This window comes from Helicobacter salomonis, from assembly GCF_900197775.1.
Classification (GTDB): domain Bacteria; phylum Campylobacterota; class Campylobacteria; order Campylobacterales; family Helicobacteraceae; genus Helicobacter; species Helicobacter salomonis.
Window position 1 is genome coordinate 18210 of record NZ_FZMA01000004.1, and the last position, 22085, is coordinate 40294.

25 protein-coding genes are annotated in these 22085 nt (G+C 46.7%); 5 read left to right on the forward strand and 20 right to left on the reverse strand.

Annotated features, from left to right (window positions below; all coding sequences use genetic code 11):
* Nucleotides 1–77 precede the first annotated feature (77 nt).
* A complete protein-coding gene (gene ispF / locus C6H04_RS01080) occupies nt 78–1259 on the forward strand; it encodes a 2-C-methyl-D-erythritol 2,4-cyclodiphosphate synthase (RefSeq protein ID WP_233711806.1) in 1182 nt (393 codons plus the stop codon).
* Nucleotides 1256–2137: a response regulator gene (locus C6H04_RS01085; RefSeq protein ID WP_104695608.1), complete on the forward strand. Its 882-nt coding sequence runs from the start codon at nt 1256–1258 to the stop codon at nt 2135–2137. Before ispF ends, C6H04_RS01085 begins: the two co-directional genes overlap by 4 nt.
* Here C6H04_RS01085 and C6H04_RS01090 read toward each other — a convergent pair.
* The 20 genes from C6H04_RS01090 to rplI are packed head-to-tail and all read right to left on the reverse strand — an operon-like array spanning nt 2127 to nt 20224.
* Nucleotides 2127–2723, reverse strand: coding sequence for a ComF family protein (locus tag C6H04_RS01090; RefSeq protein WP_324726186.1), 597 nt, complete (start codon nt 2721–2723; stop codon nt 2127–2129). The two genes, C6H04_RS01085 and C6H04_RS01090, sit on opposite strands and share 11 nt — an antisense overlap.
* A complete protein-coding gene (gene tmk, locus C6H04_RS01095; RefSeq protein ID WP_104695610.1) occupies nt 2692–3264 on the reverse strand; it encodes a dTMP kinase in 573 nt (190 codons plus the stop codon). The genes C6H04_RS01090 and tmk overlap by 32 nt, the downstream gene beginning before the upstream one ends.
* Nucleotides 3248–3754 (reverse strand): pantetheine-phosphate adenylyltransferase, encoded by a 507-nt coding sequence (coaD, locus tag C6H04_RS01100; RefSeq protein ID WP_199766029.1) that lies wholly within the window; start codon nt 3752–3754, stop codon nt 3248–3250. Before coaD ends, tmk begins: the two co-directional genes overlap by 17 nt.
* Entirely contained in the window at nt 3736–4302 is a 567-nt protein-coding gene (locus tag C6H04_RS01105; RefSeq protein WP_104695612.1) for a UbiX family flavin prenyltransferase, read from the reverse strand. The genes coaD and C6H04_RS01105 overlap by 19 nt, the downstream gene beginning before the upstream one ends.
* Nucleotides 4299–4970: a flagellar basal body P-ring formation chaperone FlgA gene (flgA, locus tag C6H04_RS01110; protein WP_104732092.1), complete on the reverse strand. Its 672-nt coding sequence runs from the start codon at nt 4968–4970 to the stop codon at nt 4299–4301. Before flgA ends, C6H04_RS01105 begins: the two co-directional genes overlap by 4 nt.
* Nucleotides 4970–6832: an ATP-dependent helicase gene (locus C6H04_RS01115; RefSeq protein ID WP_104732093.1), complete on the reverse strand. Its 1863-nt coding sequence runs from the start codon at nt 6830–6832 to the stop codon at nt 4970–4972. Before C6H04_RS01115 ends, flgA begins: the two co-directional genes overlap by 1 nt.
* Nucleotides 6829–9363, reverse strand: coding sequence for a tetratricopeptide repeat protein (locus tag C6H04_RS01120; RefSeq protein WP_158653799.1), 2535 nt, complete (start codon nt 9361–9363; stop codon nt 6829–6831). The genes C6H04_RS01115 and C6H04_RS01120 overlap by 4 nt, the downstream gene beginning before the upstream one ends.
* 1 nt (nt 9364) lies before the next feature.
* A complete protein-coding gene (gene serS, locus C6H04_RS01125) occupies nt 9365–10624 on the reverse strand; it encodes a serine--tRNA ligase (RefSeq protein WP_104695615.1) in 1260 nt (419 codons plus the stop codon).
* On the reverse strand, nt 10617–11429 hold the full coding sequence (locus C6H04_RS01130; protein WP_104732094.1) for a carbon-nitrogen hydrolase family protein: 813 nt from the start codon (nt 11427–11429) through the stop codon (nt 10617–10619). Before C6H04_RS01130 ends, serS begins: the two co-directional genes overlap by 8 nt.
* On the reverse strand, nt 11420–12199 hold the full coding sequence (ubiE, locus tag C6H04_RS01135) for a bifunctional demethylmenaquinone methyltransferase/2-methoxy-6-polyprenyl-1,4-benzoquinol methylase UbiE (RefSeq protein ID WP_199766024.1): 780 nt from the start codon (nt 12197–12199) through the stop codon (nt 11420–11422). The genes C6H04_RS01130 and ubiE overlap by 10 nt, the downstream gene beginning before the upstream one ends.
* Complete coding sequence (gene hemJ, locus C6H04_RS01140; RefSeq protein WP_104695618.1) at nt 12196–12633, reverse strand: protoporphyrinogen oxidase HemJ; 438 nt, start codon at nt 12631–12633, stop codon at nt 12196–12198. Before hemJ ends, ubiE begins: the two co-directional genes overlap by 4 nt.
* Nucleotides 12634–13179: a YigZ family protein gene (locus C6H04_RS01145; protein ID WP_104732095.1), complete on the reverse strand. Its 546-nt coding sequence runs from the start codon at nt 13177–13179 to the stop codon at nt 12634–12636. It abuts the gene before it with no gap.
* Nucleotides 13180–13181: 2 nt separating this feature from the next.
* Nucleotides 13182–13907, reverse strand: a complete 726-nt coding sequence (locus tag C6H04_RS01150) for an META domain-containing protein (protein WP_233709751.1) — start codon at nt 13905–13907, stop codon at nt 13182–13184.
* Nucleotides 13908–13930: 23 nt separating this feature from the next.
* Nucleotides 13931–14725: a tryptophan synthase subunit alpha gene (gene trpA / locus C6H04_RS01155; protein ID WP_104732096.1), complete on the reverse strand. Its 795-nt coding sequence runs from the start codon at nt 14723–14725 to the stop codon at nt 13931–13933.
* The gene (gene trpB, locus C6H04_RS01160) at nt 14722–15906 is read right to left on the reverse strand and encodes a tryptophan synthase subunit beta (RefSeq protein ID WP_104732097.1); all 1185 of its coding nucleotides are present in this window, start codon (nt 15904–15906) and stop codon (nt 14722–14724) included. The genes trpA and trpB overlap by 4 nt, the downstream gene beginning before the upstream one ends.
* A 52-nt stretch (nt 15907–15958) precedes the next feature.
* Entirely contained in the window at nt 15959–16966 is a 1008-nt protein-coding gene (locus tag C6H04_RS01165) for a L,D-transpeptidase Cds6 family protein (RefSeq protein WP_199766023.1), read from the reverse strand.
* A 32-nt stretch (nt 16967–16998) separates the two neighbouring features.
* Nucleotides 16999–17895 (reverse strand): GTPase Era, encoded by an 897-nt coding sequence (gene era / locus C6H04_RS01170; RefSeq protein WP_199767066.1) that lies wholly within the window; start codon nt 17893–17895, stop codon nt 16999–17001.
* Nucleotides 17892–19208 carry an ATP-dependent protease ATPase subunit HslU gene (gene hslU / locus C6H04_RS01175; RefSeq protein WP_199767067.1) on the reverse strand — a complete coding sequence of 439 codons (1317 nt, stop codon included), beginning with the start codon at nt 19206–19208 and terminating at the stop codon, nt 17892–17894. The genes era and hslU overlap by 4 nt, the downstream gene beginning before the upstream one ends.
* 23 nt (nt 19209–19231) lie before the next feature.
* The gene (hslV, locus tag C6H04_RS01180; protein ID WP_104695624.1) at nt 19232–19774 is read right to left on the reverse strand and encodes an ATP-dependent protease subunit HslV; all 543 of its coding nucleotides are present in this window, start codon (nt 19772–19774) and stop codon (nt 19232–19234) included.
* Between the two features lie 3 nt (nt 19775–19777).
* Nucleotides 19778–20224 (reverse strand): 50S ribosomal protein L9, encoded by a 447-nt coding sequence (gene rplI / locus C6H04_RS01185; RefSeq protein ID WP_104695625.1) that lies wholly within the window; start codon nt 20222–20224, stop codon nt 19778–19780.
* Between the two features lie 109 nt (nt 20225–20333).
* Between rplI and C6H04_RS01190 the strand changes: the two genes are divergently transcribed.
* The 3 genes from C6H04_RS01190 to C6H04_RS01200 are packed head-to-tail and all read left to right on the forward strand — an operon-like array spanning nt 20334 to nt 22068.
* Nucleotides 20334–21200, forward strand: coding sequence for a class 1 fructose-bisphosphatase (locus tag C6H04_RS01190; RefSeq protein ID WP_233711807.1), 867 nt, complete (start codon nt 20334–20336; stop codon nt 21198–21200).
* Between the two features lie 8 nt (nt 21201–21208).
* Nucleotides 21209–21394, forward strand: a complete 186-nt coding sequence (locus C6H04_RS01195; RefSeq protein WP_104695626.1) for a hypothetical protein — start codon at nt 21209–21211, stop codon at nt 21392–21394.
* A gap of 8 nt (nt 21395–21402) precedes the next feature.
* On the forward strand, nt 21403–22068 hold the full coding sequence (locus C6H04_RS01200; protein WP_104732100.1) for an outer membrane protein: 666 nt from the start codon (nt 21403–21405) through the stop codon (nt 22066–22068).
* Nucleotides 22069–22085 lie beyond the last annotated feature (17 nt).

Consider the following 22085-nt stretch of genomic DNA (forward strand, 5'->3'; position numbering starts at 1 on the left):
TTGCGCGGAAATTCAATTTTAAGCTACTTTAAAATTTAGGGCATTATAATAAATACTTCGCAGAAAAGGTTGAGGTATTGGACTCTGATTTGAGCACTTTCAGACCAATGGGGCTTACTCTAATTTTGGCTGCAGCGGGGAAGGGGATGCGCTTTGCAGAGAGTTTGGGAAGGGCTGGTCTTAAAAAGCAATGGTTACTTGTGCGCGGAGTGCCCTTGTGGCAAAGGGTGTATGAACAATTTGAGCGTTTGGGGTGTTTTGAGCGCATTATTTTAGTGGTAAGTCATCGTATTGAGCAGGTGTATGTGCAGCAACGACTCCCAGATGCTCTTGTAGTGTTAGGGGGAAAGAGTCGTCAAGAGAGTGTGCGAAATGCCCTAGAGCATGTAGAAAGCCGCTTTGTAGTGGTGAGCGATGTAGCACGCTTTGGGCTAGACATGTGTGTTCTCTCTGAACTTTTGGAAAACATGCGTACCCACGCTCCAGAGGGTGTGGCCCCTGCCCTACCTCCTACAGATACTCTTGTCTATGAGCATAAACCCTTAATACGAGATCACGTTCTTTGTGTGCAAACCCCCCAGATTTGCTTGACTTCCGCACTCCAAAAAGCCTACACATTGGGTAGCTTTAGTGATGAAAGCAGCGCGTTGCTGCATTCGGGAGCGCGTGTGGAATTCATACAGGGTAGCCCTCATCTACACAAACTTACCAGTGCATGGGATTTGGCCATGCTCGCCCCCCTGCTAGACCCTCCTACCCAACGCGTTGGGATAGGTTTTGATGTGCATGCCTTTGAATCCAACAAGCCTTTAAAACTAGGAGGCGTGCTGATTGAACCTGGCGATTGCCAATACTTAGGGCTAAAAGCCCATAGCGATGGAGATGTGCTCTTACATGCGTTGAGCGATGCGCTCTTGGGAGCGATCCAGGGAGGAGACATTGGAATGTATTATAGCGATCAAGATAGGGCATTTATTAACTTGGATTCTACGATCATGGTCAAAGAACTCTATGGGTTAGCCCAAGGTATGGGGCATAGCGTAGAGAGTGTAGACCTCACGCTCCTAGCTCAAATTCCTAAAATCGAGCCTTATAGGGAACGCATCTGCCAAAGTGTAGCTAGTTTGTTACACATACGACCCCATCAAGTCAATCTTAAGGCTACAACAACAGAAAATCTTGGATTCATCGGAAGAAAGGAGGGCATGGGCGCGCAGGCGTTGGTGCAAACTAAAATCTGTCCCCCAAAAATGGCATGAAAAAAGTTGAAAAGGTATTGATTATCGAGGATGAAGTCCACCTAGCCCAAAGTATCTCCAATGCCCTAGCAGGCTTGGGTTATCGATGCCAGAGTGTGTCGAGCATCTTCCATAATTTCAAAGAGGATTACGATGTGGTGTTGGTATCCTCTAAAGTCTGTGTAGATCGCTGTGAACACTTTGTACGCAAGAATTCTAAGGCTATCACCATCATGATGGCTTCTTTTATCAGTGAGGATAGCGTGAATCGCCCCATTCAAGCAGGTGCACGCGATTACATCCTCAAGCCCTTTAAAATGGACGATCTGATCCGTAAGATTACCTATCACAAATCCTATCAGGAGACTTTGGCACGCGCGCGTGCCTACGACAAATATTTGGATTTTATGCTGACCCAACAAGATTTAAGCGCGCATGTAGAGCACCCTTTACCCCTTGTGGTGCATAGCCATACTCAGAGCAGCGCAGACCTCTTTGTCTTGAACTATGCGCGCATCCATCGTTTAGATTTGGAGTTTTTCTCGCTCAAGCACACTCCTTTGGAGTTAATGCAGGGAACATTTTATGCCACCCACCTAGAAACGCTTAAAGGCACGGAACGTGATAAATGCCTCAGAGCCCTGCGCGATAAACAAGCTATTCTCTCTTTTGTGGGCGCGGGCTCCTTGGATTTTGAGCCTGTTATTACCTTGGAAGCAGAGGAACCCTCTAGCATGCCTTTGGAGCTGCTCTCCATTCAGGACTATGAAAAGCATGCCATTGTGCAGTTTGGTCCCTTTTATACAGACACGCAACTGGCTAAACAACTAGGCATTAGCCGTAAATCTCTTTGGGAAAAACGCCGCCGCTATAATTTGCCTCGTAAATTCAACACCTAGCTTGTGCAAGCACCAATCCAAAATGCACCCGTACCCCAGCGTGTGCTAGGGTTTGCAGGGCTTGTTGCATGGTCGTCCCTGTGGTGAAAATATCATCGACTAAAAAGTAATCCCCTATTGTCCCCTTAAAAATAAAGTCTTTGGGGTGGCTTTGGCGAAAATTACGACTCCTCCCTGCATAAGCGATATTTTTAGTAGCCCTAAGTTGGTTATAGAGCGCAGGTAGCTTGTTTTCTTGACAAAACCCCCTGAGAATCACCGCACTATGAGAATAGGCTCTTTTGGGCATGTCATCAATGGCGATGCCTTGAAGTTTTGTGGGAAGTTGCAAAGAGGGCCTGATCTCTTTTTTAAAGGCTTGTCCCGCCCTGCGGGCTAAAAGGGCTAAAATCCGACTCCCGATATCATAATATTTGCTCTTTAAAAGCATTTCTATTTCATCATAGAAATAAAAACCATAGATAGCAATCCCCTCCATTTCGCGCACCAAAATCTGGGGTTCTAGGCGCGAATCGCAACGTGCACACACTAAGCCAAAGGGACGCACCCACCCTTCACAGAGCACACAGCGCATGGATTTTTTCAAGCACCACTTTATGCACCTCCTCCACACTCTTAGAAGCATCAATGGATTCTGTGCGCACTCCCAATAAAGCGCAAGCTTGTTTAAGGCGTTCTTGCACACTCATCAGAAAATCCACTCCTCTAACCTCGATTCCATCGGGATTTTTCGCGCGCAAACGCGATCTTAGTGTGCGCGAATCCAACTCTAATAACAAAACCATGTCGGGCAATAAGTCTACATTATGCGTGCGGTGTAGCTCCCATGCGTACTCTAAGCTATAGCCAGAATATGCCAAACCCGAAACAAGAGAGCGATCGCTGAAAATCCACTTATGTGCGTTGGGTTTGATCACCTCTTCTAAATGCAGAGCGCGATCGGTTAAAAAGAGGAGAAATTGAGTTTGGGGGGAAAGGGCGCAATGCAGGGCAGCATGGCGTAGTTGCACCCCTAAAGGCGTGCCCCCTGGTTCTAAACTAAAAATCGCCTCTGGAAAAAAGGGTTTAAGTAAATTAAGTTGAGTGCTCTTACCACTGGTATCCACCCCCTCAAGCGCGATCCACATGGCCCCTCTTTTGGATGAAATCCACCACACTGGCGGGCACTAGGTGGGTAATTTGCCCCTTGTGGGCTAAGATAGCACGCACGACAGAAGCACTGATAAAAGCGTTTTGCAAGGCGGGCATGAAATAGAGAGTTTCTAATTGTGGGTTCAAAGACTTGTTAGCATAACCCATTTGAAACTCGAATTCAAAATCACTCACCGCCCTAAGTCCTCTGATAATGTAGCGCGCGTTGCGTTCCCTGGCCAAATCCACTAGCAAACCCTCAAAGCCCACACACTCCACTCCTGTTAAAGGTGCAATGCTCAAGCGCATCATTTCCAGGCGTTCCTCTAAACTAAACATAGGTGATTTAGCCTTAGAGCGCGCGATAGCCACTACTAGCTCCCCAAAGAGCGCGCTAGCGCGCTGGATAATATCCAAATGTCCGTTAGTGATGGGATCAAAAGTGCCCGGATAAATGGCGCAGTGTTCTAACATGGTTGCCCCCAGCGCGTGTAAAGTTGATTTTCAATACCCAAAGCGTCTAACCACTTGCCCACTAGAAAAAGCTCCATGCTCTCTAGGTTTTTAGGCTGGGTGTAGTAGGTGAGCATGGGCGGAGCGATGATAACTTGCGCGCGCGCTAGAATGAGCAAGTTTTCTAGGGCGATACTATGCAGAGGTAGCTCTCTAGGGGCAATTACGAGTTTTTTTTGCTCCTTAAGCATCACGGCTGCAGTGCGACTCATCAATTCATCGCAAATGCCATGCGCGATCTTGGCGATGATATTTAAACTCGCAGGAATGATCGCCATGGCGTGTGCGCCAAAACTCCCCGAAGCGATGGGCGCATCAATTTGGGATTCTTCAAAGATTTCTAGGGGGCGTTGCCACTCTTTAAGCGTGCTTTTGAGATCGATCTTGGCCTCGGCGCGTGCTACGCGTTTAGCACTCCGGCTCACTACCACAAAGAGGGCGTATTCTTTGGGGACATGTTCTAAGAATTTGAGCGCGAGTTGTGTCCCACTTGCCCCACTGATTCCCACGACCAATTTCATAGTACCTCTCCTTTGAGTAGCCCCGTGATCTTTACCTGCACGCGCTTTTTACTCTCCACATTTAAAGCCTCGATCACCTGATTTAAGCTCCCATTTTGCAAAGCTTGTAGAGAGGTTTCTAAAGAGATCGATCCGCTAATGAGGGTCGCGCTAAAAATTTCATTCTTATAGACTAAAATCTTAGGGGCGACCTTGTCTACACTCAAAAGAGTATTTGCACCCAAAAAACTTTTGGTGCTACTATTATTGATGTAAGAGCTATCCAAAGGCATGGTATTGAATTGCTCAAAGGGCACACTGAGCACATAGGTGTTATGCGAATCCAGATTGACATCCTTTTTAAGGGCGCTTTTGGTTTTATACACCTGCATATCGGCGATTACTTGGTATTTGAGCAAGGCCTCACCCACACGCACCAAGCCCTCTTTCTTTAAGAATTGCTGGGGACGTAAGCTAAAGGGGGCTTGCGCATTGCTTTCATAGGGGGCTAAAAATGCGCGCAAACGCGCTATATCTCCGCTGGCTAGTTGCACCTGCACACGACTCACATGGAAATGGTAATGCTGGTAAAAATGTTCGTAAGCCTCTTGGATGTGCTGGGCAATGAGGTTCAGTGGATCAGCCAAAAGGAGCTGGATATACAAAAGGACAAGGCAGAGAGCGCGCATTAGCGACCTTTGATGAATAGTTTAGCTTCTTTTAAGAAGGTTGAAGGACGCAAATTCTGCTGCAAAGTGTTGAAATACACCCGTTCCTGTGTGCTGCACAAATACAATTCTTCTTTAGCGCGCGTAATAGCCACATAACAAAGGCGGCGTTCTTCCTCTAAATCTGCCTTGTAGTAGGGAAAAAAGCCCTCTTCAAAACCCACCACAAAGACTACTTTAAACTCCAATCCCTTAGCTGCGTGCACGCTCATGCAAGAGAGGGCTTGAGAGGTTTTAGGACTGGGTTCTTCCAAAATGCTTTGCTCTAAAAATCCCTCTAGGCTCGCCTCCGATTCCTCAAAATACTCTTCAAGCATGCTCTCTAATCCCTCGATGTGTTCTAATTCTTCATCTGAACAGCGCGCTTCTAGGGGCAGTGCTTGCAAGAGAGCGCGTAGCACGGCAGCACTTTTGTAAGAGGCCAAGAATTCTAACAGAGCGTATAGTTGCATCAATGCTTCGCGTGCACGCTTACCTAGCACCTCTCCTAAGAGATTTTGTTGATAGAGTTGGTAAATGCTTAAATGGTGTTTCTGAGAAAACCCTTTAAGCTTTTCCAGACTACTTACGCCAATGCCTCTAGGAGGAGTATTGAGAATGCGTGCCAAACAGCTCTCATCATCAGGGTTGACAATCAATTTCAAATAAGCGAGCAGATTCCTAATGATTGTGCGTTCAAAAAAACCCGTGCCTCCCACCACTCTATAGGGAATTTGCGCACGCCGCAAACTCTCTTCAATGCCCTTACACAGGGTGTTAAAGCGGTATAAGATGGCCATCTCATGGTAGGGTATCCCCCGCTTGGCACATTCTTGAATCGCGCTTGTGAGAAAACTATTTTCTTCGTGGGGATTGTGAAAGTGCTTGAAGAGTAGGCGTTGGTTGGCATGGGTAGGGTTGTGGCTGAAGAGGATTTTGGGGTGGCGGTGAAGATTGTGTTTAATCAGAGTGTTAGCGCATTGGACAATATCCTGAGAAGAGCGGTAGTTTTGCTCCAATTTGATCACTTTGGCTTGAGGGAATTGATCTTGGAAGTCTAGGATATTATTAATATCTGCCCCTCTAAAGCCATAAATACTCTGATCATCGTCGCCCACCACGCACAGATTTTGATGGGTGGTGCAGAGTTGTTGTAAAAGCTTGAATTGCAGAGGGTTGGTGTCTTGGTATTCATCCACCATAATAAAGGTGTAGCGTTGGCTAGTATAGATGGCTAATTCTGAGTTTGCTTCTAGCAGGGAATAGGGGAGGGCGAGCAAGTCGTCCAAATCGAGAAAATTATGTTGGCGCAATAAAGCTTGGTAAATTTGATAGGCTTTTTGGACATCTGGGTAGCAATCTTGCAAAACGACCTGGTGGTTTTTGAGCATGGAAATACTCTTGAGTGTGTGGGTTAGGTAGGCACGCTCTTCCATGTGAGGAGGCTTGAGTTTGAGAATCATCTCTTTGCTTAAGGTCTTGGCCTCTTGGGGAGAAATGAGTTTAAAATCCCTTCGCCCTAGCAAGTGGGCATGCTGCTTGAGAAAAAAAAGTCCAAATTGGTGAAAAGTCGTGAGTATGGGACTTATGCCATGTGTGTAACCGCAAGCACGTAAAAGCGCACTAGCACGCGTTTTCATCTCGCGCGCGGCTTTGTTGGTAAAAGTTAAGGTGAGAGTCTGTTCAGGGTGCACCTGTGCGTGGGCGAGCATGTAAGCTAGACGAGTGGTTAGGGTTTTGGTTTTTCCACTGCCCGCTCCAGCCAAAATGAGTAGGGGGCCTTCTAGGTGCATGCAGGCCTGCTGTTGAGGTGAATTAAGTCCCGCTAGGAGTTGGGCACTCATGGGGAGTCTTTTGAAGTGGAGTTAGTTTGGGATTTGAGGTCTTTGGAAGCAGCGTGAATACTTTGCAAAAGTTTGGGTGTTCGGAAATCCTGGCGATTTGTGGGCATTTGGAGCGCAAAATCGAGATATGTGGATTGGAATTTTTTATCCTTGATAGCTCCGAAGTGGTTTAAACTTGCCTCCAAATTGCCTGCTTGTTGGTAGAGCAATCCCAAACCATAGCGGATATCGTAATTACCGGGCAATTGAGTCTTGGCAAACTCCAAGATCAGAGCCGCATCGCTATAGCGCTTGAGGGCAATGTTGGCTAGGCTAGCAAGCATGAGGGGTTCTGCATCGATTTCTTGACGCTTATTAATGAGAAAATTGAAGATACCGATCGCCTTTTCATATTTCTTCTGAAAAATGCTGATCAGACCCAGCATACGCATGAGGTCCGTGCTAAGTTCTTTGTCTTGGGTTGCACTCAAATGCAGGGTCAATGTTTCTTCTTGCTGGTTTAATAGCCCGGTAATAAAGCCCAAGTAGATATACATCTTGCGGGCTAAGAGGGGTCCATGCATCAGTTCTTCCCAATCCATGTTTTTGTCAGTCAAAAAAGCATAAGCCCCCAACATTTGTTTAATATCAGCGCGGTATTTGAGCATCATTTGATAAAAAAGATTGGTGAGCATATTGTTGGGTTGCATGGCTTGCAGAGCTTTGAAACTGCTCACCAAGCGTCGTTTGTCCTGTGCCTGGTGCGCGTAGGCGATATTGAGCGCATAGTAAATTTTCAGAGGTCTTTGCACCCGATTAAGCCATTCTAAATCATCGTTATTCGCGTTATTGAGATAGGCAATGAAGGAATGCAAAAAAGCCCGCTGAATTTTGTCAGAAAAGCTCATGGCTTGAAAATCTGTAGTGAGATGTTTTAAAAAAGCACTGGTGTCTTCATAATTAAGTCGCCCGGCTAATACTGTAAAAATTCCTGCCAATACATTGCGACTATCTAAGTGATAGGATTTTTTGAAATGGAAACTTGCCTGATTAAAATCTTCTAATTGTGCGTAGACAAGCGCCATGTTGTAATGACTAACGGCATTATTGGGATTAGCTTGCAGGGCTAGTTTGAGTTGGTTTAAAGCGCTTCTTAAATGCGATTTCCCTATATCCTTAAGGGCTGCAATGGTGTATTGATTGGAAATACTGATATTGTTCCCCGTTTCTAGCGATTTGAGAGCTCTTTGAAAATCTTTAATGCCATCCGTATCTACAAAAGACACTCCCTCTTGAATGTTTTGGAGTCCACGCTTAACATCCACAAGTTTGAAGGGGGCGTAGTAGAAAAAAATCCGATAAATGGGTAACCCAATGCTCTCTCTAAAATTATTCTCCCAAAAGTCGCGTCGCACGGTGTTAATGTCAAAAAAACGCGCGTTGAGAACGGGAACAATAGGATAAGTGTCGCTGAGGATTTTCAACTCATTGGGATCATTGCTACCATGCTGGCTCAAAAAACCCAAAATATTACTAACTTCGGGAAAATCGCCTACTTTGAGGGAAATGATTTCCATGGCCATCAGTGCACTCAGATCGTCAGGATATTGATTTGCATAGCGTCTGAGATGCTCTAAAGCTTCCGTATAACGCCCCAATCTAGCATAGAGCAAGCCTAGTGCCTTTTGATCCTTGTGTGTGGCGATGGAATTGAGATTATCCAAAGCGTTTTTCGCATCTCCAAAGAGCAGGTATATCTTACTAGCCAAGCGTTGACGCGCGGGTTTGAAGACCGTTGAATTAGAGTGGGTGAGAGTGGAGAGCGTTTCAAAATAGTGCCCCCCATAGTAGAGACCTAGAGAATAGGCATAGGCATAAACAGGTTGGTGGGCAATTTCTGGGAGGTGTTGCATGGTGAGCTTGAGATAACGAGTGTAAAGGTCCATATTGTTGAGATAAAAAGAAGCCACCATGGCATTGATCGCATTTACACTGGTATTTTGTCCGGATTGAATTGCATTGTTGAAAGCAGCGAGCGCACCGGTGTAGTCGTGTTCGCGCATTTTAATCACGCCCAAATTGTGGTTAGCGATACTAGAGGACATGCGTGAAATATCATTGAAAATTTTGAGCGCCTCTTGGTGTTGTCCTCGTTGGTAAAGGATATCCGCCTTGGTAATGAGAGCATTGATCTCTTCCTCATTGCTCAAAGGAATGGAATTAGCGTCGCTCAAGGTGGGCAAATAGGCCAGTTCATCTTCTTGGGTGGATGCGCTTTTCTCGCGCTCTTTTTGAAGCTGGCCTTCTGTTTCTAATAATTCCTTGCGTTCATTACGGTGTTTGTAGTGAGTCATGATGGAGAGACCAACGATCAAAAGCACTAGAGCGAGCACCCCTCCCCCCACTCCGTAGAGCAGTTTGGGACGACTTTTGAGAGTTGTGATGGTGTCGGTAATACGCTCATAAGTAGTGTGGCTAAAAACTCCCCTAATCGCCTGAATCAAAGAGGGGAAGAGGGATTTCTTAGGGTTATTTTGAGGTTCGTCTACCATCTCACACCCAAGATTTTAAATAAGGTTCTAAAGCTTTGGGAACATGAATATCCCCATCGCGAGTCTGGTGGTTTTCCATGAGCGCGACTAAGGTGCGCCCGATAGCTAGAGAAGAACCATTGAGGGTATGCACTAGCGCGTTTTTCTTACCCTCTTTGTAGCGGATTTTAGCCCGTCGGGCTTGAAAATCGCGCGTATTAGACACCGAGCTGATTTCGCGATAACAATTCTGCCCAGGTAACCACACCTCAATATCCACTGTATTGCTCGCACTAAATCCCAAATCCCCACTGCAAAGTTGCACAAAACGATGAGGCAATTCTAGGGCGCAAAGAATCGCGCTAGCCGCTTCCAACATTTTTTCTTGCATGCGCGCACTCTCATCAGGGTGGGTGAGTGCGACCAATTCGACCTTGTCGAATTGATGTTGGCGGATCATTCCATGCGTGTCTTTAGACGCACTACCCGCTTCTTTGCGAAAGCAGGGCGTGCAGGCAGTCATCATGATGGGCAAATCTTCCACGCGTAAAATCTCATCGGCGTAGAGATTGGTCAAACTCACCTCAGAAGTGGGGATCAAAAATAAGGATTCGCCCTCAACCTTAAAAAGGTCTTCTTGAAACTTAGGCAACTGGCCTGTGCCAAAAAGGCTTGTGGTATTCACAATCACGGGTGGACTCACAATTTCAAACCCGCGCGCAGCATTGGAGTCGAGCATAAAATTTGCTAGAGCTCTATGCACCAAGGCCCCCTGCGCGCGTAAAACATTGAAACGACTCTTAGAGATTTTCACCGCACGCTCAAACTCGATCCAGCCATTTTTTTGAGCTAAAATATGGTGTTCTTGGGGAGGGAAATCAAAACTCTTGGGGGTTAGCACCCTTTTAATCTCTACATTATCTCTTTCGTCCTTACCAAAGGGGGTAGCAGGGTCGAGCAGATTGGGCAACCCTGCTAGAAGTGTGTCTAGTTTTTCTTCTAGGGTGTTGACTTGGGTTTGCAGGCGTGTTACTTTACTTTTGTTCTCCTCTAAAGAGGCTTTGAGATCGCTAGCTTGTGGGTCATTTTGGCGCTGGGTCTGAAAAAAATCCTTAGAAATCCTGTTTTGAAAGGCTTGCGCTTCTTCGAGCTGGAGTTTTTGAGCCTTAAACTCTAGTAATATCTCCTTTAAATCCAACAAGACTTGGGGGTCTACAAAGCGCTTTTGCAGATTCTCCACCACACCCTCAAAATCTTTCAACAACAACTTTTTATCAATCATGATTCTCTCCCACATGAGTTTGAGGGGTTCTAAAGCCCCATTCACGCGCCCACGCGTCTAAATATTCCTTGTGTACTTCCAAATGTAACACCCCCTTTTGCCCCTGCAAGCTATCGCTAATCTGCCCATTAGGCAGGGCGATAAAGCTATCCCCATAAAAACGCCAAGGCAAATTGTGTTTCACGCCCTGATAATACTCCTGGCGCACCATACCAATGCGATTGGCACGCGCGACCAACATTGAATTGCAAAAGGCGCGCGCGCTACACACCGCCCGCCAACGCTCAAAAGACTCAAAGGCACTCGCACTACTCAAGAGCACCATGTCTACTCCCTCCTCTTGCATTTTCAGCCACAGCGCGTCAAAATGCACCTCAAAACCAAAGAGCGCGGCGATTTTAATCCCCTCTAGCACAAAGCTAAGGGGGGGTTTAAAGTCTTGTTTGAGGTTAGCAAAAAAGCCCTGCTCGTCCCAGTGATCGAAGGCAATGAGGCGTTGCTGCGGTACAAATTCTGTATGTTCAGGGCTAATCCATGCCATCTCTTTGAGCAGACCATTAGGGTGCGCGCTCAAAGTGGGGATTACGAAATGTATGCCATTCTTGAAGGCGAGCTCTTGGAGTTGGGCTTGGCGGTTCTGGACTTGTGAGAGCGCATGCTCAGGGTCTTCTTGGAGCAAATCCAAGAAGAAAGAGCTTAAGATATATTCGGGGAAGAGACAGAGCGCACCCTGGGGGATTTGGGCTAGATTGGCCTTGATAAAGTCCTGTTCAAAGCGCGCCATTTGAAAAAGGGCTAGGTGCATGCCTGTTCCTGAGTGTTTTTTACCGCCAAAATGCAAGAAACGCTTTTATAGAGGTAGTGCTTTTTTTCCACCACTTCCAAACCTACCGCGTTCAACTCGTCTTCTAACTCGTCCACACTGATAAAGTCTTCAATGGAGGCAGGTAGGTAGGCATATGCGCTGTAATTGCGGCTGAGCAACATGCCAATGATAGGCAAAATCTTGGAGGTATAAAAATGTGCCAAAGTGCCCAAGATGCCGCGCTGATCGCAACGCATAAACTCTAACACGAGGAGCACGCCCCCCTTTTTGAGGGTGCGGCTAAATTCACGCAAAGCGGCATGCCGATCGAGCACATTACGCAAACCATAGGCGATGGTGATCAGGTCTAATTCTTCGTTTTGAAGAGGAGAGAGATTTTTGGCTTCCAAACATTCTAGCTGAATAGGAGCTTGTTTGGGAGCTTGTTTGGCGATTTTATCTTGAGCCAAGCGCAACATCTCTTCAGAAGGATCGATCCCATACATGCGCGCCAAACTTCCCTTATGCTCCAAATCTTGGACGATGTGTAAGAGCATATCGGCTGTGCCACAAGCCACATCACCCACCGCTAAATTTTGCAAGTCCCCCTTGAAGGCATAGACCCAACGCAACGCGCGCGCAATCGCGTCTTTGCGCCACTTTTCGTCCTGCCTGAAACTCAAAATGCGGTTGGTGGTGTCGTAGGTCTTGGCAATGGCATTAAACATGCCAATGATCTTTTTTTGGTCCTGTTCGCGCTCAGACTTCAAAAGAATTTCCCTACCACGCAAAAGACAATCACGATCATGCAGATTGTGGGCACTTCGTTAATCCAACGGAAAAACCGGCTGCTTTTGTAATGTGCATTTTTGCCCAGTTCGCGGATGAATTTCCGACACATAAAGTGATAATGTAGCAAGATGAGCACACAGAGTAATTTGAGGTGTAGCCACCCGTGGTGAAAAACTTCTGGAGCTAGAATATAGAGTAAAGCTAAACCGCTCAAGACTGAGATGATCATCGCGGGCATGGCGATATAGCTATAGAGTTTCTGTTCTTGCACCTGCACAATGGCCACAAACTCGTGTTTATCGCTATTTTCGCGGTGGTAGACCAATAGGCGCGGCAGATAAAACAGAGCTGCCATCCAGGAAATGATCCCAATTACATGCACAATCTTGAGCCAAAGATACCAATTTTCCATTTATTCTCCTAAAATCATATGCGCTTGCGCGCCCTTGAGGCTCACCCACACTCCATCGGGTTCCAGGGCTTGCTTTTCTAGTAACACAGCACACTTTTTAGCCCGCGCGCGTAAGCTATCCAGTTGCGCATAGGGCACAAAGCGCAATAAAGGCTCTTCAAAAATTTCGAGGGCTTGGGCAGCACGCATTTCCTGGATACAGAGTTGTACACTAGTCGCATAGGCTTTCATTAAACCTCCCACGCCTAGCAACACCCCCCCAAAGTAGCGCACCACGATGACCGCGCTTTGACATAATTCTTCATGGCGTAGGATTTCTAGCAAGCCTTGCGCGCTATGTTTAGGCTCTTTGGCCTCATGCAAAGCCTCCTCTAATCGTCCATTTTGCATGTGCCGATAGGCATAGACAATATGACGGGCTTTGTGATGTTCTTGGCGTAATTGCGCTAGGGTGTTCTCAAAGCACGCACTAGGCATTAGAAAGCCTAAAAAAAGAGAACCCTTTACGCGGTGTTTAGAGGTGAGTAGACGATTGACTTGGTGCATAGCTAGTGCTGTAAATAAATCTGCATTTTTTGATTGTCTAAAATTAATGTATTCTTGCCCCGCGTGATGGTGAAGAGACCTTGTAGATGATCGTAAAAGGCCAGCTCAAAGGCCATTAATTTTTCATTCTTACACACACGGCGCGAGATTCCCTTATCTTCAATGCGTAAATGATCGTCATCGCGGAAAGCATAACTGACAAAGTACTTGTTGCAATAAGCTGTCCCATAGGCGCGCAACTGCTTTTGATCAAATTCTATGCGGCCCATTGGACTGTTGGCAATCGCGCTGGAGAGTTTAGAATTAGCAGAGGTGTGGCGGCTACGCGCGATATCTTCTTGCAAACGCTGGATGTCATTTCTGATCATGGAGGCATCAGGGGGCAAGTCCTGCGCATTGAGGTTTTTTAGTTTAGCTTCCAACTCGGCTTTGAGTAGGTCTAATTTATTTTGGGGATTTGGGGTCGTTGTCGGGGAATTTGGAGGGGTAGATTGGGCTGGAGGAGGGGGAGTTGCTTGAGGGGTGAGCGCTTCTAAAATCAGATCATTTAAATTAAAGCTTTGTCCATCCATCACCACCCGCACGATGCGGTAATGGTTGTAACTAAAATCCTTACTAAAAAAACGCACTAAGAAACATCCGCTCAAAAATAAGGCGACCAGGCACAGCCCCACGCCCAAGCGCGCCCACCCAATCCCCGCTTTAATAGCACCCCTATTTTCTTGCACTCCATCCCTTTATGCGGTAAAATCTAATTATAGCACAAGCCCACCTGCATGTCCTGTACAAACGCGCCCAAGCGCGCCAACATGTGTGTAGGATTTTCTAGGTGTGTTTCTATGAGATTCACCACAGCAGAGCCCACAATGACTCCACCGGCCCCCATTTGTAAAGCTTGTTGGGCGTGTTCAGACTTCGAAATACCAAAACCTAGTAAGCAAGGAGTTTGTGTGAGAGTTTTTAGATCATTGATCAAGTTATGGGTCTGGGGGCTGATACTGGCATGGGTGCCTGTTACCCCTATGCGTGCCAGGACATAGATATATGCAGTGCTCGAGCGCGCGATGTGCTCTAAAGTTGGTGGACGCGCATTGGGGCTGGCGATAAAGACAGGGGCAATGCAGTGTTTATGCGCGCTGTGCACATACGCATCGCTCTCACACATGGGCACATCGGCAACTAATACACTATCTACACCACTCTGTGCGCAGGCGTGGTAAAAATCCTCTATCCCAAAGCGGTGTACTAGATTAGCATAGAGCAAGAGTCCTATGGGAATACGAGCATTATAGGCGCGTACTTTCTCCAACAAGGCAAAATTGGCGCGCATATTGATAGGATTTTGCAATGCCCTGAGATGACTTTTTTGAATGGTGGGTCCATCGGCAATAGGGTCTGAAAAGGCAAATCCTAGTTCTAACGCGTCAACTCCCGCATCAATTAAGGTTTTGATGATCTCAAAACTCATCTCATAGGAGGGATCACCCAATGTAACAAAGGGCACAAACACTCCCTTGTTTTCTCGGAATATTTTCTGATATCTCATGAGTTTGCCTTGAGCGCGTCTTGCACACTTGCTAGGTCCTTATCTCCCCGTCCACTTAGATTCACTACAATCAAAGTTTCCTGGGTACACTCGCGCGCCATTTTAAGCGCGTAGGCTAGAGCGTGTGCACTTTCTAAAGCAGGAATAATTCCCTCTTTTTGACACAAGAGCGCAAAGGCCTCTAAAGCCTCTTGATCGCTCACAGCTACATAGTGCGCTGCTCCACTTGCTTTCAGATAGCTATGCTCTGGACCCACGCCCGGATAATCTAGGCCTGCTGAAAGACTATGACTTTCTTGAATTTGCCCCTGATCATCTTGTAAAATGTAAGTCCTGCACCCATGCAAGATGCCCACACCCCCTTTGCACAATACTGCGCCGTGTTTAGGGGTATCTAATCCCAAACCTGCGGGTTCTACGCCTATAAGTTGCACCTGTGGAGTGTCTAAAAAAGCTGAAAACATGCCAATGGCATTAGAACCCCCGCCCACGCATGCAAGTACCATGTCGGGCAATCTGCCCTCTTTATCTAAAATCTGGGTCTTTGTTTCTGCGCCAATCATACTTTGAAAATGTTTCACCATGCGCGGATAGGGGTGAGGCCCCGCAGCTGTGCCTAGCAGATAATGGGTAGTGGCATACGAACCAGACCAATCGCGCAGAGCCTGGTTAATCGCGTCTTTAAGGGTCGCACTACCGCTATCAACCCCCACGACCTCAGCTCCCATTAAGCGCATGCGAAAAACATTGGGCGCTTGGCGTTGCATATCCTTCTCTCCCATGTAGATCACGCATTCCAGTCCTAAGAGAGCGCAGGCAATAGCAGTGGCTACCCCATGCTGGCCTGCACCTGTTTCGGCAATCACACGTGTTTTACCCATTCGTTTGGCGAGCAAGGCCTGCCCCAAAGCCTGATTAGTCTTGTGTGCCCCGCCATGGATCAAATCCTCACGCTTTAAATACATTTTTACTTTGGGATTAGGGCAAAAGTTTTTGACCAAAGTGAGCGGGCTTGGCCGCCCTACAAAGTCACGCAAGAGCGCATTAAAATCATCTTGAAATGCACTATCTGACAAGCACGCTATAAAGGCCTCTTCTAATTCTTGCAATGCGGGCACTAGAATCTCGGGCACAAAACAGCCCCCAAACTCCCCAAAATACGCCTGTTTCTCTGTTTGCATACGCAACCCTCTTGCTGAAATAACCCCTCAGTATCAAGTTAGCAAAATGGTATCATTTCTCCGTGAGAATTTGCATCTTATGACCCTTGAGCTCTACATAGAGTTCTTTTGGACCATCAGAGGCATAGGTAAGCTTTTTATTTTTATATGCCTTATAGTCTTGGTTAAAAGCGATTCTGAAAAGCCGCTTATGGTTCGCATTGGGATAAGGGGTGATATTAATCCCCGAGAAACGCACGGTCTTGGCCTCATTTTTGGCAAACACTTGGGTCTTGAATTTCTCATATGTCTTGAAATCCATGCCATTGGCATGCCTAAAATCGGGGGCGTAAAAATTCATATAACCTACCAGATCGTTATTTGCCCATGCGCTACGCCAGGTGTAAAGAGCACTCAGAAGGTGTGCAAGTTCATCCTTAGTGGCGTATTTGAGCTCGCCCTCATACACGAGGAGTAAAGCCTTTTTTCCCTTGACACGCTCTCCATAATCCTTAAGCATGGCATTTTCGATTGCAACACAGCCCTTGGTGTTAAGATCGTCGCGATTCCCATTGAGAGGCAAACCATGAATCCAAATCCCATGACCTGTGCGTTTGAGTGCCATGTCAAACGGGTTAGGGTAATTGGTTTCCAACGCAAAGGGTCCATAGTAGGCATTCAAGCCAGTGAGCTTTTTAAGGATACGATACACCCCAATGGGTGTCGCCTTGTCCCCCTCACTCTTTTTTTCTCCAGCCTTAGGCCCTACTAAGGCTTTGCTCTCATTCACTTTAACAATTTTCTCCCCTTCCAAAGCGTAGAGAATGAGTTTTGGATCTGCCTTGTTAATCACAAACAAATAATCCAAATTTTCGTAATAACCAAAGCTAATATCGCGGTTTTCCAAAGCATCTTCCCAAAATTCTCGTTGGGTTAAATAGGACTGCAAGAGTCGCTCAATGGAGTCGATTCCCTTTTCTTGGTAGGCTTTCACAAACCCCATCAGGGTGTCTGCGTGCAGGCCCATCATGCCCATCAACACAGACGACAACGCCCCCAAGCACATCTTTTTTACGCGCATCAAACACCTCTTACAAATCACAAAGTCTACTTTCATTCTAGCATATAGCCCATTTTTTTCAGCTGATCTAGCTCCTGACTCCAATTTTTACGCACCACCACCTCCAAGCGCAAAAACACCTTCTTGCCTCCAAAGGCCTGCATCTGTAAACGGGCTTGTTTGCCGATCTTTTTGATTACCCACGCGCCCTTGCCCACCACCATTTTTTGTTGACTCTCTTTTTCTACAATGATCTGTGCGTGGATGCGATCGATATGCGCATCTTCTACGAAGCGCACAATGCACACATCGCTCGCATAGGGAATCTCTTCGCTCAAATGCGCGAAAACTTGTTCACGAATCATCTCCTGATAAATCTCTTTTGTCTGTGCATCGCTGATAAGCTCAGGATCATAGTAGAAAGGGGCAATGGGCAGGAGCTTGGCAATCTTTTGTAGCAAGATGTCTAAATTTTTACATTTGGTCGCGCTCAAGGGCACTAGAGCGTTGAATGTGGAGTTATAGGCCTGATAAGGCTGTATTTTGGCCAGCAATTGAGCATGTGTGAGAGTATCAATTTTATTGAGTGCAACAATGTGGGGCTTGTCGCCACAAAGGGCTAAAAAATCTTGGTAGGCTTGTAAACCCTCATGCACGCTGGTTACAAATACGCAAAGATCACATGTTTGCAGGGCGCGCGCACTCTCTGCTTGCATAGCCCGATCTAAGAGTTTTTGAGGGGTGGTAAGCCCGGGCGTGTCCAAAAAGATCATCTGACATGCCACACCTTGCGCGTCGCTAAAGGGCACAATGGCTTTTAAAGCCCTGCGTGTGGCATTGGCCTTGTGCGAAACAAGGGCGATTTTCTCCTGCAAAAGCGCGTTAAGCAAAGTGCTCTTGCCCGCATTAGGTCGCCCAAGCAGGGCGATAAAACCAGCCTTAGTCATCAGAGAATAAAGCGGGCTAAATCCACATTTTCTACGAGATTTTGAAGCTTCTCACTCACCTGCTCTTTAGTGATGGTTACACTCTGCCCCTTATAAGCAGACGCGTTAAAGCTAATGTCTTCTAGTACCTTTTCGATGGTGGTGTGTAGGCGGCGCGCGCCGATGTCCTCCGTGCTTTGGTTAGCTAAAAAAGAAAGTCTGGCCAACTCTCTGAGGGCCTCAGGCTCAAAGACGAGCTCCACACCCTCTACGGCTAGAAGGGCTTGATACTGCTTGATAATAGAACTCTTGGTGCGTGTGAGAATAGCATACATGATCTCCTCAGAGAGACTCTCCAATTCCACGCGCAGGGGGAAACGCCCCTGTAACTCGGGGATGAGATCGCTAGGCTTACTCAAGTGAAACGCCCCTGCAGCAATAAAGAGAATGTGATCGGTTGCCACAGGGCCGTATTTAGTGTTGATCACACTGCCCTCCACAATGGGCAAGAGATCGCGTTGCACCCCTTCTTTACTGGGGTCCTGCCTACTCCCCTCCTTAACCCCTACGGCAATCTTATCGATCTCATCGATGAAGATCACTCCTGATTGAGCGGCGCGTTGCACACCCTCCATTTGCACCCGCTCCATGTCTAAGATTGTCTGTGAAACATCATGGCGCAAGGCTTCTTTGGCCTCTTTGATGGTCATCTCCTTGCTCACCTTTTCGCCTTCTCTGTTGAGCACCTTGATGATACTCTCTTGCACCTTGATGATCTCAGGAGGGACATTGAAATCTCCCTCCAAATGTTTCTTATGCAATTCGATCTCAATCTTAACATGATCTAGGACTGTGCCCCTGACCTTTTCTTTTGTCTTTTCAAAATTGATCGCATATTCTTCTTTTTTAGCATCACTCACGCCGTTGGGCAGGGCAGGCAGCAATTTCTTAGTGATTGTTTCTACAATGAGCTCTTCAATCTTTTCCTTATTCTTTTCCTTTTGCTCACTCTCTACCAAATTAATGCTAGTTGCCACTAAATCGCGCACCATCGATTCCACATCGCGCCCCACAAATCCCACCTCTGTATACTTGCTAGCTTCCACTTTGATAAAGGGCAAGCCCATCATCTTGGCCATGCGCCTTGCGATCTCGGTTTTACCCACTCCCGTTGAACCAATCATTAAAATATTCTTAGGTGTCACCTCTTCTTGGAGTTCCTTACTCAGCTGTAGACGCCGCCAGCGATTACGCAGAGCAATGGCAATCATCTTTTTAGCGTCCTGTTGCTCAATGATATAATCATCTAAGTAAGTCACAATCTCTTGAGGGGTCATATTCAATTTATCAGCATCCATCCTCAAAGCTCCAAGATTTTGATGTGTTCATTGGTATAAATGCACAAATTGCCCGCGATTTTAAGCGATTCTTCCACGAGAGTTCTAGGAGGCAGGGTAGCAAACTTGTCCAGAGCGCGCGCCGCACTCAAGGCATAATTCCCTCCACTTCCAATGGCGGCAATCTTACTATCCTCAGGTTCGACTACATCCCCCGTCCCGCTCAAGATAAAAATGGATTGTTTGTTAAGCACGATCATCATCGCCTCTAAGCGGCGCAGAAACTTATCCTTACGCCACTCCTTGCTAAAATCTACCACGCTTTTAAACAAATCCCCCTTTTTACCCTCTAAAATGCGCTCAAACATGTCAAATAAAGTGAAAGCATCTGCCGTGCTCCCTGCAAATCCACTCAAAATCTGTCCATGGTGCAAGGTGCGGATTTTAGTGGCGTTCCCTTTAAGCACACAATTCCCAAAGCTCACCTGTCCATCACCCCCGATGATGGCGTAATCTTTGCCTTCAAAATGCGTTTTATATCCTAAAATCGTGGTCGCGTGGAACATGCCCTACTCAGCCACCACATCAATCTTAAGCACTCCAGTGATGCCATGCCCTAGTTTAACATCAATCTCATAAATACCTGTGCTTTTGATGGGGGTTTTCAAATCTAAACTCTTTTTATCCAGCTCCAAAGGGTGCTTGGCGTGCAGGGCTTCTACTACTTCCTCTTTAGTGATCGAGCCAAATAATGCCCCATTGGCCCCAACTTTCTTGATAATTTGCAAAGTAATGCCTTCGAGTTTCTGGGCAATTTCTTGCTTGGTAGCGAGTTCTTGTGCTTCTAATTCCGCGCGTTTTTTCTGCAACGCTTTGTACTTATTGAGGGCTTCTTTAGTAGCAAGTTGGGCGAGTTTTTTGGCAATGAGAAAATTATTTCCATAGCCATCTTTGACCTCACACACATCGCCCGCCTTGCCTAAGTTCTTGACATCTTGTAGCAATAACACTTTCATAGAGACACTCCTTATGACGCTAAAAGCCCCCATTCTAGCCCGTTTAAGTTTAAGATAGCTTAAATCTACACACTTCCATGCTACAATGAAGCTTTGTAAAAGGAGTTTGATGGATAGAATGGCAGAAGGTCTATTTGTAGAGGCATTGCAAAATGTAGGTGTGGAGGTGTACAAAACCCTTAAAACTAGCGATGCCCAATACACAAACCAACTTAACCCGACTGCAGATATGCAACTTGACCTAGATGTCAAGGTAGATACCTTGATCTTTGAGGCGTGCTTGAGGCTTGAGCATGTTGTAGGAGTGATGAGTGAGGAGCGCTCAGAAGCGCACTACAAAGGGGGGCAGCAGGGGTTTTTAGTGGCTTTTGACCCCTTGGATGGCTCTAGTGTAGTGGGGGCTAATTTTCTAGTGGGTAGCATTTTTGGGATTTATGCCAGCACTCCTGAGGGTTTTGCCAACAAGCAAATTGCTAAAAATCTGGTCATGGGGGCTTATCTGCTCTATGGGGCTAAGCTTGAACTGGTAGTGGCAACGCAGACCCAAGTGGTACATTATCTTTACCACGAAGCGCAAGGCACATGGGTAAATAAGGGCACAATGCACTTGCAAGATCGAGGGAAGAGTATCGCACCTGGAGGGAGTTGGCAGTATTTTAGCCCAGAGTATCGGGCGTTTTTAGATCGCTTTTTTGCTCAAGGGTATCGTCTGCGCTATAGTGGTAGCATGGTCGCTGATGTGCACCATCTCCTGCACAAGGAGGGAGGGATTTTCTGTTACCCAGCCACACAGGACGCGCCTAAGGGCAAATTACGCAAACTCTTTGAGGTCTATCCCCTAGCTTTTATGGTGGAGAGAGCGGGAGGGAATGCCCTAGATGGGCATGGCAAGCGCCTTTTAGAGACAGAATTAGAGAGTTTGCATGACAAGAGTTCCTGCTTTTTAGGGTCTAAGGTTGAAATGCAAACCCTTTAGGAGTTTGGATGGAAGATAATTTTGAGCAGGCGTTGCAATCCCACCTTCAAGAGGTACTGGCCTGCCAAAAGCGCAAGGGTGTGGGGTCATGTTTGCAGTGTGGTGTCGTGCTTACATGCAAGCAGCGCCAAGCCTATGTCCAGAGTGTTTACATGAGCATGAACAAAGGGCAGCAGGGCAGTTTCGAGTTTTAGGAGAGCGCATGAATTGTCGGTTATTGAGAGCTGTTGTCGTATTAGTTGGTCTAACAGGAGGGCTTCATGCAGAAAAAGATGGATTTTACGCGAGCACGGGGTTTCAATACAGCCTGGTTAAAACAACCATCACGGGGAGTTTTGGAGTTCCAGAAGGTTGGGGCATTAGTGCAGGGCAGAGCAATATGTATGGTTTGACATTCCAGGGTGGCTATAAGTATTTCTTTGGGAAAGGGGAAAGGCGTAATGGCGTGCGGGGCTATGCGTTCTACAGCTATGGCTATGATAACCCCACTTTTAATGGCATTCGTCTTAATAATAATGTCTATGGTGTGGGTGCAGACTACCTCTTTGATTTCCTAGACAATGTGCGCATCCAAGCGGGCTTTTTTATAGGGTTGGGCTTTGCAGGGAGCTCATGGAGCACCAACCGAGCGGATGCTTTTAAGGCCCTATTGCGTTACCCCAACACCGCTATGAACACCAGTTACTTCCAAGTTCCCATGCAATGGGGTTTGCGCGTGAACATGCACAAGCATCATGGGTTTGAAATGGGGGTAAAAATCCCTTTGGTGCGCAATTACTATTTTAAGACCCTCGTGAATGGAGGTGTGAGCGGTCTCACTTTCCAGAGAAGTGCGGTCTTTTTTACCCACTATGTCTATAATTTTTAGAGATGGGCATGCCTCTT

Excerpts from the sequence above, each read along its gene's own strand:
- C6H04_RS01085 (WP_104695608.1), top strand. The coding sequence starts at position 1,256 with ATGAAAAAAGTTGAAAAGGTATTGATTATCGAGGATGAAGTCCACCTA.
- tmk (WP_104695610.1), bottom strand. The coding sequence starts at position 3,264 with ATGTGGATCGCGCTTGAGGGGGTGGATACCAGTGGTAAGAGCACTCAA.
- C6H04_RS01105 (WP_104695612.1), bottom strand. The coding sequence starts at position 4,302 with ATGAAATTGGTCGTGGGAATCAGTGGGGCAAGTGGGACACAACTCGCG.
- flgA (WP_104732092.1), bottom strand. The coding sequence starts at position 4,970 with ATGCGCGCTCTCTGCCTTGTCCTTTTGTATATCCAGCTCCTTTTGGCT.
- C6H04_RS01115 (WP_104732093.1), bottom strand. The coding sequence starts at position 6,832 with ATGAGTGCCCAACTCCTAGCGGGACTTAATTCACCTCAACAGCAGGCC.
- C6H04_RS01120 (WP_158653799.1), bottom strand. The coding sequence starts at position 9,363 with ATGGTAGACGAACCTCAAAATAACCCTAAGAAATCCCTCTTCCCCTCT.
- serS (WP_104695615.1), bottom strand. The coding sequence starts at position 10,624 with ATGATTGATAAAAAGTTGTTGTTGAAAGATTTTGAGGGTGTGGTGGAG.
- C6H04_RS01130 (WP_104732094.1), bottom strand. The coding sequence starts at position 11,429 with ATGCACCTAGCCCTTTTTCAAATGGCGCGCTTTGAACAGGACTTTATC.
- hemJ (WP_104695618.1), bottom strand. The coding sequence starts at position 12,633 with ATGGAAAATTGGTATCTTTGGCTCAAGATTGTGCATGTAATTGGGATC.
- C6H04_RS01145 (WP_104732095.1), bottom strand. The coding sequence starts at position 13,179 with ATGCACCAAGTCAATCGTCTACTCACCTCTAAACACCGCGTAAAGGGT.
- trpA (WP_104732096.1), bottom strand. The coding sequence starts at position 14,725 with ATGAGATATCAGAAAATATTCCGAGAAAACAAGGGAGTGTTTGTGCCC.
- trpB (WP_104732097.1), bottom strand. The coding sequence starts at position 15,906 with ATGCAAACAGAGAAACAGGCGTATTTTGGGGAGTTTGGGGGCTGTTTT.
- C6H04_RS01165 (WP_199766023.1), bottom strand. The coding sequence starts at position 16,966 with ATGCGCGTAAAAAAGATGTGCTTGGGGGCGTTGTCGTCTGTGTTGATG.
- hslU (WP_199767067.1), bottom strand. The coding sequence starts at position 19,208 with ATGACCCCTCAAGAGATTGTGACTTACTTAGATGATTATATCATTGAG.
- hslV (WP_104695624.1), bottom strand. The coding sequence starts at position 19,774 with ATGTTCCACGCGACCACGATTTTAGGATATAAAACGCATTTTGAAGGC.
- rplI (WP_104695625.1), bottom strand. The coding sequence starts at position 20,224 with ATGAAAGTGTTATTGCTACAAGATGTCAAGAACTTAGGCAAGGCGGGC.
- C6H04_RS01190 (WP_233711807.1), top strand. The coding sequence starts at position 20,334 with ATGGATAGAATGGCAGAAGGTCTATTTGTAGAGGCATTGCAAAATGTA.
- C6H04_RS01195 (WP_104695626.1), top strand. The coding sequence starts at position 21,209 with ATGGAAGATAATTTTGAGCAGGCGTTGCAATCCCACCTTCAAGAGGTA.
- C6H04_RS01200 (WP_104732100.1), top strand. The coding sequence starts at position 21,403 with ATGAATTGTCGGTTATTGAGAGCTGTTGTCGTATTAGTTGGTCTAACA.